Origin of the sequence: Veillonella sp. 27098_8_77 (assembly GCF_041431535.1) — a bacterium.
Taxonomy (GTDB): Bacteria; Bacillota; Negativicutes; order Veillonellales; family Veillonellaceae; genus Veillonella.
Genome location: NZ_JAPVXW010000006.1, coordinates 55,577 through 69,857 on the forward strand (window position 1 = coordinate 55,577; position 14,281 = coordinate 69,857).

Below are 14,281 nucleotides of genomic sequence, written 5' to 3' on the forward strand. Positions count from 1 at the left end.
ATTATGAATACAACATTGGAAAAATTAAAAGAACGCATTAAAGACAAAAAATACAAATTGACTACGCAACGTCAAACGATTTTACAAGCCTTCATCGATGCTGAAGAAAATCATTTGAGCGCAGAAGATGTATATGTATTGGTAAAAGAAGTAGCACCAGATATTGGTCTTGCAACAATTTATCGTACATTGGATTTGTTTACAGAACTAGATTTATTAAAACGCCTTGATTTTGGTGACGGCCGTAACCGTTATGAATTAAATGACGAAGAATTCGCTCATTTCCATCATCATTTGATTTGTGTGAAATGTGGTAAGGTTTCTGAGTTTGAAGATGATATGCTAGAAACATTGGAATCCATCATCGCTAAAAAATTGAACTTCCGCACCATTGACCATCAATTAAAAGTATATGGTTATTGCAGTGATTGCCAAGCTCACATGACGCCAGCAGAACTCGAAAAACTCGATAAAATGTCACATCATGCTTAATGGATATCATTACACAGGGCCACTACCACTTGGATCGGTAGTGGCTCATAACTGTGGCGCAGCAGGTTTATTTTCGTGCAATGAAGCGGCTGATGTAATCCTACATGCCGCCGAACGTGATAATATGTATACTTTGACCGTATCTATTCGCGGTGTTGAACATACCTTAACAGGGCCTATATCTTCTATGGGACGACGTTCCATAGGGCAGGCATTACTCGTATTATTACGTACAGAACAAGGTTTACCAGCTCATAATGAATGGGGCACGATGGTAGGGGTGCGTCCTACAAAATTACTTCATAAATATATAGATCAATATGGTTCAATAGAGGCTGCAACTCGTCACATTAGGGACGAGTTTTCTGTGTCTATGGAAAAATTAGATATTCTCAGCCGTATTGGACAATATCAACGTCCTTTTTTAGAGTCTCATTCTAATAAGGATATAAGCCTCTATTGTGGTATTCCATTTTGTGAAACCCGTTGTGTATATTGCTCATTTCCATACGGTTTATATCAAGAGTATCATCGACAATCTGAATTCATAGCAGCCTTATTAGAGGATATAGATGATGTACGACAAATTTGTGAAACTTATAATTTGTACACAAATACGCTCTATATGGGTGGCGGTACACCCACTATATTGAATAATGAAGATTTTCATCGTGTCCTAACTGGATTATCTACATTGATACCCGAAGGGCATGAATTCACGGTTGAAGCGGGAAGACCAGATTCTATAACCACTGAAAAAATACGGTCTATGCAGCAGTGTCATGTAAATCGTATTAGCATTAATCCACAGACTATGGATGATACTATATTACGTCGCATCGGGCGTGGGCACAGCGCACAAGATATCGATGATATGTATCGACATGTGAAAAAACATACAGATTTTGCTGTTAATATGGACTTTATAGCCGGTTTACCGGGACAAAATATAAAACATATGATGCATAACATGGATTATATTTGTCATAATTTGCCTGAAAATGTTACAATTCATACGTTAGCTATCAAACGTGGTAGTCCGCTTTATGATTTGAACATGCAACATGATGTACCTGATGAGTCCGTAGTAAAACACATGGTACAGTATGCTCAGGAACGATTAGAGCAGGCTGGTTATGTGCCGTATTATCTATATCGTCAACAATATATGAGAGGTCAACTCGAAAATATTGGGTATACATTGCCTGGTAAGGCGTGTGAATATAATATTCAAATCATGGAAGAGCGACAAACAATTATGTCTATGGGACCCGGTGGATCCTCTAAGTGGATGAAAGCTCCTTCGTATAGACAGAAAAAACAGCATATGCCTAAGGATGTAGATGTATATACAGATACATTAGAGGCTTTACTAGCTAAGAGGCATGCATTATGTAAATCATTTTGGGAGGTTGTGTAATGGCTATAAAGAGACCAAGAGGTACACAAGATTTCTTGCCAGAACAAATTGTAAATTGGCATTATATAGAACAGCATATGCGCGAAATTTGTAAAGCTTATGGCTTTAGCGAAATTCGTACACCTGCCTTTGAAGATACAAAATTATTTTTACGCGGCATTGGGGAAACTACGGATGTAGTATCGAAGGAAATGTATACCTTCTCCACTGGCGACGATAAGGAACAAAGCTATACATTGCGCCCTGAAAATACGGCTTCTGCCGTACGGGCATACCTTGAAAATAAGGTGTATGGTAAAGAAAATTTAACAAAATGGTTCTATATGGGTTCCATGTTCCGCCACGATAAACCACAAGCTGGTCGCTATCGTGAATTCCATCAATTTGGTGCAGAAGTACTAGGTTCTCCATCACCTGTAGTAGATAGCGAAGTTATCTGTATGATTGTACAATTGCTAAAGGATTTTGGCCTTAAGGATCTCAATGTAGAAGTAAACTCTGTAGGCTGTCCAAATTGTCGTCCTACATATCGTCAAAAATTGATCGAGTTCTTCGAACCTAAAAAAGATCAACTTTGTGAAGATTGCCAAGAACGATTATACAAAAATCCATTGCGTTTATTGGACTGCAAGAATGAGACGTGTAAAGCATTGTCCGTAGGTGCACCTGAAATTCATGAACATCTATGCGAAGAATGTAATACCCATTTTGAAGAACTTAAAACATTACTTGATGCGGCAGATATCCAATATAATCTAAATCCTCGTTTGGTTCGTGGACTCGATTACTACACAAAAACAGCCTTTGAAGTGCAATACACTCCATTAGGAGCCCAAAGTGCAGTTGCTGGCGGCGGCCGTTATGATGGTCTTGTAGAGGAACTCGATGGTCCTCATACACCAGCTATTGGTTTTGCAATGGGTATGGAACGATTGTTATTGGCTTTAGAAAAACAAAACTTGTTGCCTGAACCGACAATCGAACCAGCAGTATTTGTAGTAGCCCTTGGAGAGGCTGCAAAATTAGAAGCTTTCAAGATTTGTCAAACGTTACGTGGCGCATATATCACTGCGGAAATGGATGGCCAAGGTAAAAGTATGAAGGCTCAATTAAAATATGCTAACAAAATTCATGCAAAATATGTTATCATAGTGGGTGATGATGAATTGGCTAAGCAAGAGGCCATCATTCGTTTTATGGAAACAAGTGAACAAGAAACAGTACCATTAGCGTCTGTTTCTGAACGTATATCTTCTTTGGTGAAAGGATGACAAGTAGAATGGAAACAATGAAAGGCTTACACCGTACGCACGGATGTGGCACTATTTCTGAAGCAGAAGTAGGTAAAGAGGTTGTATTATGTGGTTGGGTTGAACGTCGTCGCGACCACGGCGGTTTGATCTTCTTGGACTTGCGAGATCGCTCTGGCATCGTTCAAGTTGTAGCGTCCCCAGATCATAATGTGGAATCTTTCCACAAGGCTGAAGATGTTCGTAATGAATATGTGCTTTGTGTACGCGGTAAAATTACAAAACGCGATGAAGAAGCAATCAATCCGAACTTGCCTACAGGCGCTTATGAAATGTATTGTGAAGAACTTCGCGTATTGAATTCTGCGAAGACACCTCCATTCTACATTCAAGATAATATCGATGTAGATGAAAACATCCGCTTGAAATATCGTTACCTTGACTTACGTCGTCCAGAAATGCAACGCAACTTGATTTTACGTCATAAGGTAACAAAGGCTATGCGCGATTTCTTCGATAGCCGCGATTTCCTTGAAATCGAAACACCTATGCTTACAAAATCCACACCAGAAGGCGCGCGTGACTATTTAGTACCTTCTCGTGTGAATGCAGGCACATTCTATGCATTGCCTCAATCTCCACAAATTTTCAAACAAATTTTGATGGTAGCAGGCTATGAAAAATATTTCCAAATCGTACGTTGCTTCCGCGATGAAGATTTGCGTGCAGATCGTCAACCAGAATTCACTCAACTTGACTTGGAAATGAGCTTCGTTGACGAAGAAGACATTTACGCATTATTGGAACAAATGGTTGCAGATGTGTTCAAAAAGACATTGGGCAAAGAAATTCCATTGCCGATGCCTCGCATTACATGGGATGAAGCGATGGATAAATATGGTTCTGATAAACCAGATCTTCGCTTTGACATGGCTTTCACAGATGTAACTGAACTCGTAAAAGATACTGAATTCAAAGTATTCCGTTCTGTTATCGACAATGGCGGTATCGTAAAAGGTATCGTAGTACCTGGTGATGCAGGTATTCCTCGTCGTGAACTCGATGATTTGGTAGCATATGTAAATCGCTACGGCGCTAAAGGTTTGGCTTGGGCGTGCTTCAATGAAGACGGTTCCATTAAATCTCAAATCATGAAGTTCTTAGGTGAAGACACAATCCGCAATATCGGTGAAAAAATGGGCGCTAAAGGTGGCGACCTCGTATTGATGATCGCTGATAAACCTGCAACTGTTGCTCGTGCACTTGGTGAATTGCGCCTTGAAATGGCTCGTCGTATGAACATGATTGACGAAGATAAATTGGCTTTCACATGGGTAACAGATTTCCCTATGTTCGAATACAATGAAGATGAAAAACGCTACGTTGCAATGCATCATCCGTTCACAATGCCTCGCCACGAAGATCTTGATAAATTACAATCCAATCCTGGCAGCGTAAAAGCAATCGCTTACGATATGGTATTGAACGGCGTTGAAATCGGTGGCGGTTCATTGCGTATTTATCAATCTGATGTACAAGAAAAAGTATTTAAAGCAATCGGTTTATCCGAAGAAGAAGCTAAATCTAAATTCGGTTTTATGCTTGATGCATTTAAATACGGTGCGCCACCTCATGCAGGTTGTGCATTTGGTCTTGATCGTCTCGTTATGTTGATGGCTAAACGTCAATCCATCCGCGACGTTATCGCATTCCCTAAAACACAATCCGCTTCTGATATCATGAGCCAAGCACCATCTGAAGTAGAACCTAAACAATTAAAAGAATTACACATAAAACCAGATGTAGAGGAAGAAGAACAATCCTTAGTATAATCGCTAGCAAACGTATTATAAAAGGACCGCAAGAATTGCTAAAATTTTAAAAGTCAAGTCTTGTAAATGATAAATCTTTCTGCTACTATTTATGTATAAGATATCCCTGCCATGTGCGTGTGATATCGCAGTTTTGAGCCAACACATTTTCTTCGGGAGTCCGGAACTCTCGTCTGAACGTTACGCCCTCACGGGACAACTGAAGGATGAGGAGGACACCCACCTGCTCTTGCAGGATCAAAACGCGGTACATTACGGCATGGTGGGGCTTTTTTGCATGTAAAAATATGAATGGAGGTAGCATGGATAGTTTATTTGATGCATTACCTACGAATAAATATGAACCACTACCGGTGCGCATGAGACCGACAGAACTTGATCATCTATATGGTCAAGAACAGGCGGTAGGCAAGGGGACATTCCTTCGTGCGATGGTGGAAAAGGATACAATACCATCCATGTTGTTTTACGGGCCTTGTGGGACTGGTAAAACGACATTAGCCGGTATCATTGCTAAGATGAGCAACAGCCATTTTGTCAATTTAAATGCGACAAATGCTGGTATCGGTGAATTGCGAAATATCATAGAGGATGCGAGGAAACGCGTTCGTTCTTTACAACAACGAACCATTTTATTTCTCGATGAAATACATCGCTTTAATAAGAGTCAACAAGATGTACTGTTACCCTGCGTTGAAGATGGTACGATTATTCTTATTGGAGCAACTACAGAAAATCCATTTTTTGAAGTTAATCGACCATTATTATCTAGGTTACGACTTATTACACTAGAGGCCTTAACACCTAAGGCGATTAGTCAAATTTTAAAACGGGCTCTTACGGATAGCGAAGTAGGCTTAGGGGATCGTAATTTACAGGTAAAGGATGAGTTACTTCAGGATATAGGCATTTTTGTTAATGGCGATGGACGCATGGCTCTCAATATTTTAGAGCAAGCTGCGGCCATGGTACACGATGGCGAAGAAATTACCTTAGAAATTCTAGAGAAGGTCGTAGGCCGACGCATTTATACATATGATAAAAAAGGGGATAGTCACTACGATACGATTTCTGCATTTATTAAAAGCATGCGTGGATCCGATGTGCAGGCTACACTCCATTATTTGGCGCGTATGATTGAGGCCGGTGAAGATCCAAATTTTATTGCTCGTCGTATTGTGATTTGTGCGGCCGAGGATGTGGGCTTAGCCGATCCACAAGCATTAATATTGGCTAATGCAGCTGCACAATCTGCTCATATGGTAGGATTTCCAGAGGCGCGCATCATTTTATCTGAAGCAGCATGCTATGTGGCGTTAGCACCTAAGAGTAATTCTGCCTATCTAGGCATTGATGCGGCTATTTCAGATGTGCGACATAAGGATTGTGGGCAAGTGCCTGACCATTTGCGAGATAGCCACTACAGTGGGGCTAGTAAACTAGGACATGGGCTAACCTATAAATATGCTCATAATTATCCAAATGGATACGTTAAACAACAATACCTACCGGATCCTCTCGTTAAGGCTGAGTATTATAAGGGGGTCGATCGTGGGGTAGAGCATAATCTGTTGAAGGATTGGAACGATAGACGCAAAGATAAATAGAATCTTCAATATATGGTATAATATAATGATGATTTGAAATAGATTTTTTATTAAAGTAAGGGGTTTGTATACGATTATGGCAGAAGAGAAAAAAACTTCTACAAGAGGGCGGAAACCTCGCAAAAAACGAGCTACACCGGCACCAAAAAAAGAAGGATTTTCACTGCGTAATGAAGTGAAAGGCATTATTGTCATAGGTGTTGCCATACTGGCATTGCTAGGCTTTTTTGGCTTTGATTTAGGCATTGTAGGCGAAATATTGACGGGAATATTTCGCTATGGATTTGGCTTTGGGGGCATAATTCCGTGCATTGCTGTACTATGGCTTGGATGGCGTTTGTTATACCAAGGTAAATTTATGTCTATTACACGTCGTGGTCTCCTCATAACAGTTTTTTACTTATTAGCTATTACCATGGTTCCACTTTGTCGTGTACCTGTGGGGGATGAATTGGCGACTACGGCGCTTGCAGACCAAGGTGGTGTAGTGGGCGGTTTCTTGGCTTCCTTTATACGAACTATGTTCGGTGAAGTTGGCTCCATTATTGTTGTCGCCGTACTTATGCTTTGCTGTGGTCTCCTTATTACGCGCCTATCTTTGGGCAATGGTTTACGTAAGGCCGCAGATAAAACACAAGTAGGCCTTGATAAAGCAAAAGAAGTAGCTGTTGAAAAGGTAGCGGTTGCTAAAGAGGTTATTGAAGATTGGAATGAACAGCGTAAAGAAGCAGCGCAACGCAAGGCCTATGACCGTGAGAAGGATATGCGATATACAGAGTCAGCACAAAATGCTGTAGAGACGCTAGAAAATCGTGGTGTTCTATCTACCGATGATGAATATGAAGTTGAACCTATTGATACACATGCACCTTCTTCTTGGAAAGAATTGGCTGAGTTAGAGGCTCGTAATAGAGCAGCAGAACGATTAGCACAAATCTCTGAAGAATCTGGTGATGCTGCTGGTAACGGTGAAATTCGTACTGATAGTGTTGATGACGAGCCAAAATCAATGCCTGCATGGCTTCACAATCACGATGAGCATGCTGATGTTGAAGAATTTGATACAGACAATGTTAATGTAGATGAAGATGCTTATAACACTACTGAGTCTGACCCAGAAGAGTATTCCTATCAACCAACAACCATAGGTCCTCTTGAGACTAATCATGCAGCAATCGCCAGTGCAGTACCTGGTACAGGTGCCGCTGCTAGTTCCGTTAGCGCTGGTGCGGGCATGAGTTCTCTGCCATTATCTGTACCATCCTTGGCAAGCACTGCTGAGGATACAGCTCAGGTAGCAGTATCAAAAGATGGTCAAATTCATAGAACCTATGACAAACCATATCACTTCCCAAGCCTTGATATTTTGGCGAAAGGGGAGGTAGGTCAAAATAATAATGACGAGGTTGCATATAATGCGATGCGCCTAGAAGATGTATTATCTAGCTTTGGCATTTCTGCCAAGGTGGTTAATGCTACGCAAGGCCCAACGGTAACGCGTTATGAAATTGAACCAGCCCAAGGCGTCAAGGTAAGTAGAATCGTAAACTTAACAGATGATATTGCTTTGAATCTAGCGGCTCAACATATACGTATGGAGGCGCCAATTCCGGGTAAATCCGCTATTGGTATTGAGGTACCTAATACGAAAACAGAAGCTGTTCATTTGCGTGATGTATTAGATTGCAGTGATTTTAAAGAGGCGCGTGGTGGCATTCCTGTAGGCCTTGGCAAGGATATTGCCGGTAAACCGGTGATTACAGATTTGGCTAAGATGCCACATCTTTTGGTGGCTGGCACGACTGGTTCTGGTAAATCCGTATGTGTGAATACATTAATTTCCAGTATTCTCTTTAGCCGTAAACCAGAAGAGGTTAAGTTGCTTTTGATCGACCCTAAAATGGTTGAATTATCTGTGTATAATGGCATTCCTCATTTGATGGCGCCAGTTGTAACGGATATGAAAAAAGCAGCTGCCGTATTGCGTTGGGCTGTTCGTGAAATGGAAGCTCGTTACAAGGCTTTCGCTGCATCTGGTAAACGGGATATTAAAAGTTATAACGAAGCACATCCTAAGTCGGCTATGCCTCTCATCGTATTGATTATTGATGAGTTAGCTGACTTGATGATGACGGCTCCAGATGATATAGAGGAATCGATTAGTCGTTTGGCTCAGATGGCACGTGCCGCTGGTATTCATATGGTACTAGCTACACAACGTCCATCTGTTAACGTTATTACCGGTTCTATTAAGGCAAACGTGCCAAGCCGTATTTCCTTTGCTGTAGGGTCTCAAATTGACTCTCGTACAATCCTCGATATGGCGGGGGCTGAAAAATTACTAGGTAAAGGGGATATGTTGTTCTCACCAATCGGTGCTAATAAACCTATTCGTGTTCAAGGCGCTTTCATTTCCGATGATGAAGTGGAACATTTGGTAGAATTTGTTAAGCAACAACGAGAACCTGAGTACGATGATACAGTAACTGCTGAAGCAGAAAAAGAATCAGCAGCACAAGATAATGATGAACAAGATATTTATCGTGATGAGTTGTTAGAACGTGCTGTCAACCTTGTTATGGAATCTGGTCAAGCATCCGTTTCGATGTTGCAACGTAGATTCCGTATCGGCTATACCCGTGCTGCACGCCTTGTAGATACAATGGAGGATCTAAAAATTGTAGGTCCTAATATGGGGAGTAAAGCACGAGAAATTTTAATGAGTCCAGAACAGGTGAAAGCTCGATATTTCTCTGATTCTGAAGAATAGAAAGGGATGTACTGTGGCTGAGTTAGGCGAAGAATTACGTCGGGAACGGGTACGTAGAAATCTTACATTTAAGGACATTGAACAAGTACTTCATATTAAAACAACCTATTTAGAGGCCATAGAAGACGGTAATTATGCAGTTATCCCAGGACGCGTATATGCGAAAGGTTTTATCCGTAATTACGGGAATTACCTTGGCCTTGATGGAAATCGATTAGTGAAAGCCTATCAGAACCAAGTAGGTGAAGTAGATACGTTTACCATACGTCCCATTATGCGTCAAAAGAAGCAAGAAACAATCAATTCTGTACAAAGCGAATACGTAGAACATCAGATGGCAAAGCGTCGCATGTCACTCGAAACGAGACAAAAGAAGCGTCAACGGTCCATTGAACAAGAACGTATTATGCTTGCTATTATTGCGGTATTCATGGTGTTATTTTTAATATGGTTATTTTTATTCTAAGATATGTCGTTACATTTAAAGGAAGGTTAGGCTGATGGATTCATTTTTAGTTACAGAACGCGCAGATATGGAAGCGCGCGGATGGGCAGAACTTGACTTTGTGCTCATCAGTGGCGATGCGTATGTAGATCATCCGTCATTTGCGCCTGCCGTAATTGGACGCTATCTAGAATCTAAAGGATATCGTGTTGGCATCATCGCTCAACCCGATTGGAATGATGTTAATGCCTTTAAAAAATTAGGCAAGCCTCGTCTCGCATCTCTTGTTACGGCTGGAAATTTAGATTCTATGCTTAATAAATTTACGGCGGCTAAAAAGATTCGTCGCGAAGATGATTACTCACCGGGAGGTGAAGCGGGGCATCGACCTGATAGAGCTACTTTGGTATACTCTAACCGCATGAAGGAAGCGTATCGTGATGTACCTCTTATCATTGGTGGCATCGAAGCGTCACTACGTCGCTTTGGTCATTATGATTATTGGTCCGATACGGTGCGCCGTTCCATTCTCGTGGATTCTAAAGCGGATGTGCTCATTTATGGTATGGGTGAATTACAAATTATAGAGTTAGCCGAAGCGCTTGATCAAAATAGATTCGTGGAATCCTTGCCAAATATACGTGGTATTTGTTATATGTCAAAGGACATTCCATCTATAGATTGTGTCGCGTGTCCTTCTTTTGAAGAAATCAAGGCAGATAAAATGGCCTTTGCTGATGCATTCCGCATTCAATATGATGAACAAGATCCATTTTATGGACGACCTATTGTACAAAAACATGGGGATCGCTACGTGGTACAAAATGTGCCGGCCTTACCTTTAACGCAGGAACAAATGGATGGAGCCTATAATTTACCGTACACCCGTAAGTGGCATCCTAAATATGATGATAAGGGTGGTGTTCCTGCATTAAGCGAGGTACAGTTTAGTCTCGTTAGCCATCGTGGTTGTTTTGGTAGTTGCTCATTTTGCGCCATTACTAACCATCAAGGTCGGATCATTCAAAATCGCAGTCATCAGTCCTTGATTGATGAAGCAAAGTTGATGATCAATATGGACGGCTTTAAGGGCTATATCCATGATGTAGGTGGTCCAACAGCTAATTTCAGACATTTAGCATGCGATAAACAAGCCGTCTTTGGCGCATGTAAAGGACGTACCTGTGCGGCACCAGAGCCTTGTGAAAATTTGAATACAAACCATGACGATTACGTTGCATTGCTTCGCAAACTACGTAAATTGAAAGGCGTGAAGAAGGTCTTTGTTCGTTCTGGTTTGCGTTATGACTATGTCCTTGCAGATAATAACAAAGCCTTCGTAAAGGAACTTTGCCAATATCATGTAAGTGGTCAATTAAAGGTTGCCCCTGAACATGTATCAAAGCGTGTGACTACCATGATGGGCAAAGCGGGCAAAGAAGAGTTCTTAGCCTTTAAAAAATGGTTTGAAGAGGCTAACCGCGAATTAGGAAAAAAACAATATTTAGTGCCTTATTTTATGAGCTCTCATCCGGGATGTACATTAGAGGATGCCATAGAATTAGCAGAGTTTTTGCGAGATCAGCACATGTACCCTGAACAAGTGCAAGATTTCATACCTACGCCTGGCAGTCTTTCGACATGCATGTATTACACGGGGATTAACCCCTTAGATGGCAAGCCTGTGTACGTAGCAAAAAAAGGTCGCGATAAGGCTAAGCAAAGGGCTTTGATGCAATATAAAAATATTGAAAATTACGATCTTGTCAAAGAAGCATTAATTGAAGCAGGACGTCGAGACTTGATTGGATTTGGACCAGAGTGTTTGATTCCACCACGACCAATCGGTCAAGGCAAAATGCAAAATCAGGGACGTAAAAAATCAGGACAATCGAGAGGTGGTCAATCTCGATATGTTCGAAGTGGTTCTCCATCACAAGTCAATAAGACTAGGGGAGAACGTAAAAGGAGATTTACACGATGAAACGATGGATGGCGTTTAGTGTGCTCATGCTATTTGTTATTGGTATGATGGGCTATGGCGTATACTTTTATCGGGAGGAGCAAATTGAAAAATCAAAGGCTCCTGTGCGTGGTGAAATTACGGTATATACCGATTTACCTAACAATTTAACGACATTATTAGCGGATAGATACTTAGAGGAAAAAAATGTAAAGGTGAACATCATGCCTCTTACAGAGGAACAGATGGAACAACGTGTTTCCTCAAAATTAGCGGATTCATCTGGTGATGTAGTAATTACATCAGAGGATAATCTCGTTATTGGTGCTAGTAAAGATAAGTTTGCTCCCATTGTAAATGAACGCATTGATGAGGTATTGGACCGGTTGAAGGATTCGAATGGATACTGGGTTGGCTTATGGTATGATCCCATTGTATTTGTACAAAACGAATCCTTTTATAAAGGCTTAGGGCAGCATATCACTACATGGGATACATTGCAGAAACCAGGTGATTGGAGCGTAGTGATGACAGATTTCGTAGCATCTCAAAATGCTGCTAATCTGCTATATAATATGGTGGAGTATAAGGGCGAACCAGATGCTCTTGCCTATTTGTTAGCATTGAAACCCCATGTTATGCAACATTCCAAATTTTTGTCTACACCGATACGATTAACGGCTCTTGGAGAATCTGATATCGGAATTGGGAATCTTTCTGATGCACAACAGTACATACGCCATACCTATCCTGTAAAAATGATTTACCCTAGTGATGGCACTTCATTTTATGTGACTGGTGCAGCAGTGCAAAAGGATTCTAAGCATAAAAATGAAAGTATAGAGTTTATTACGTGGTTATTATCTAGCGGAACAGCTAAATATATGATCGATAATAATTTTACCTATATTTTTGCTAATCCGGAGGTTCCTGAACCGGTGGATGCATTAGGCCGTTCCGTTGTGTTATGGCCCGTTAATGGAGGCTATACTGTAGAGGGTAAAAATGTCTTGTTAAATCACTGGGTTAGCCAAGTGCGTTTTAGAAAAGATAAATAAAAGAAAATTGATATATATTTATTTACTATAGTTGCATTCTATATATAAGAAAGGATTTAGAATGGCCAAATTATTGGGATATATTAGCCTAGGTTGTGCTAAAAATTTAGTAGATACAGAGGTTATGCTTGGACTATTGAAGGATGATGGATATACCATTACCGATAATTTAGAAGAAGCAGACCTGATTATCATCAATACATGCACATTTATAGAGAAAGCAAAAGAAGAATCTATCAATACTATTCTTGAGGCGGCTCAATATAAGGAATTAGGGCGTTGTAAGGGGTTAATCGTAGCTGGTTGTTTGAGTCAACAATATCAAGATGAACTATTTAAGGAAATTCCTGAAATTGATGCGCTTATTGGGACTGGTGCATGGGACCAAGTTATGGTCGCTGTTGATGCTATTGAGCATGGTAATCGCAGCTGCATCATGGAAAATATTACAAATATTTATGATGAACGTATGCCTCGCATTCAAACGACACCTCGATATAGTGCATATGTAAAGATTGCAGAAGGCTGTAACAATGGATGTACATTCTGTATTATCCCAAAGGTGCGTGGAGCTTTCAGAAGTCGTTCCATCGAATCCATTAAGGCTGAGGTTGAACGTTTAGCTGCATCGGGTGTTAAGGAAATTGTTCTTATTGCTCAGGATACGACAAGCTATGGCATTGATTTAAATGATGGCAAACCATTACTTACTAAATTGCTAAAAGAATTAACTAAGGTAGAGGGTATTGAATGGATTCGCATGCTTTATTTGTATCCAACATTCTTTAGCGATGAATTGCTTGATATTATCGTTAATGAACCTAAACTTTGCAAATATGTTGATATACCATTACAACATGTAAATAATGATATTTTGAAGCAGATGAATCGCCGTGATTCTCGTGAAGATATTGAACGATTATTAAAGAAAATTCGTAATGCACCAACTCATGTAACATTGCGTACATCAATTATTGTGGGATTCCCAGGTGAAACGGATGAACAATTCCAAGAACTCTGTGAATTTGTAAAGGATATTAAATTTGATAATATGGGTGTATTTACCTATTCTCAAGAGGATGGAACCATTGCGGGAGCCCGAGAAGATCAAGTACCAGAAGAGGTTAAAGAAGAACGCTATCATACCTTGATGTCTATACAAGCGGCTATTTCTGAAGAAAATAACCGTGATTTAGAGGGTACCATTGATTACGCTATGATTGAAGAATTAGAAGAAGGCGATAATGATACGATTCTTGCAAAAGGTCGGTTGAAATCGCAGGCTCCTGATGTAGATGGGAATATGTACATTGAAGATTGTGGCGATACAGTTAAGCCTGGAGATATTGTGAAGGTGCAAGTAGAGCAAGGGTTTGCTTACGATGTAGTTGCTACTATCGTAGAATCATAATCGTGTATTAGGTAATACCAGTACTGACACATA

At 40.5% G+C, this 14,281-nt stretch carries 10 protein-coding genes and 1 other RNA gene; all 11 read left to right on the top strand.

From position 1 onward, the window contains the following. Positions 1 to 3 precede the first annotated feature (3 nt). A complete protein-coding gene (locus tag O3617_RS05100) occupies positions 4 to 492 on the top strand; it encodes a Fur family transcriptional regulator (RefSeq protein WP_005376313.1) in 489 nt (162 codons plus the stop codon). After that, positions 485 to 1,912: a coproporphyrinogen dehydrogenase HemZ gene (gene hemZ / locus O3617_RS05105; protein ID WP_371449023.1), complete on the top strand. Its 1,428-nt coding sequence runs from the start codon at positions 485 to 487 to the stop codon at positions 1,910 to 1,912. Before O3617_RS05100 ends, hemZ begins: the two co-directional genes overlap by 8 nt. Continuing rightward, positions 1,912 to 3,183, top strand: coding sequence for a histidine--tRNA ligase (gene hisS / locus O3617_RS05110; RefSeq protein WP_371449025.1), 1,272 nt, complete (start codon positions 1,912 to 1,914; stop codon positions 3,181 to 3,183). The genes hemZ and hisS overlap by 1 nt, the downstream gene beginning before the upstream one ends. Positions 3,184 to 3,191: 8 nt before the next feature. Further along, positions 3,192 to 4,994 (top strand): aspartate--tRNA ligase, encoded by a 1,803-nt coding sequence (aspS, locus tag O3617_RS05115; RefSeq protein ID WP_371449027.1) that lies wholly within the window; start codon positions 3,192 to 3,194, stop codon positions 4,992 to 4,994. Positions 4,995 to 5,094: 100 nt separating this feature from the next. Beyond that, positions 5,095 to 5,267, top strand: a non-coding RNA gene (ssrS, locus tag O3617_RS05120) — 6S RNA. Between the two features lie 29 nt (positions 5,268 to 5,296). Next, positions 5,297 to 6,601 (top strand): replication-associated recombination protein A, encoded by a 1,305-nt coding sequence (locus O3617_RS05125; protein ID WP_371449028.1) that lies wholly within the window; start codon positions 5,297 to 5,299, stop codon positions 6,599 to 6,601. A gap of 76 nt (positions 6,602 to 6,677) precedes the next feature. After that, the gene (locus O3617_RS05130) at positions 6,678 to 9,371 is read left to right on the top strand and encodes a DNA translocase FtsK 4TM domain-containing protein (protein WP_371449030.1); all 2,694 of its coding nucleotides are present in this window, start codon (positions 6,678 to 6,680) and stop codon (positions 9,369 to 9,371) included. Between the two features lie 13 nt (positions 9,372 to 9,384). Beyond that, the gene (locus tag O3617_RS05135; protein WP_371449032.1) at positions 9,385 to 9,837 is read left to right on the top strand and encodes a helix-turn-helix domain-containing protein; all 453 of its coding nucleotides are present in this window, start codon (positions 9,385 to 9,387) and stop codon (positions 9,835 to 9,837) included. A 34-nt stretch (positions 9,838 to 9,871) separates the two neighbouring features. Beyond that, entirely contained in the window at positions 9,872 to 11,800 is a 1,929-nt protein-coding gene (locus tag O3617_RS05140; RefSeq protein ID WP_371449034.1) for a YgiQ family radical SAM protein, read from the top strand. Further along, positions 11,797 to 12,837, top strand: a complete 1,041-nt coding sequence (locus O3617_RS05145) for an ABC transporter substrate-binding protein (RefSeq protein WP_371449036.1) — start codon at positions 11,797 to 11,799, stop codon at positions 12,835 to 12,837. The genes O3617_RS05140 and O3617_RS05145 overlap by 4 nt, the downstream gene beginning before the upstream one ends. Positions 12,838 to 12,898: 61 nt before the next feature. Next, positions 12,899 to 14,248, top strand: coding sequence for a 30S ribosomal protein S12 methylthiotransferase RimO (gene rimO / locus O3617_RS05150; protein WP_371449038.1), 1,350 nt, complete (start codon positions 12,899 to 12,901; stop codon positions 14,246 to 14,248). Positions 14,249 to 14,281 lie beyond the last annotated feature (33 nt).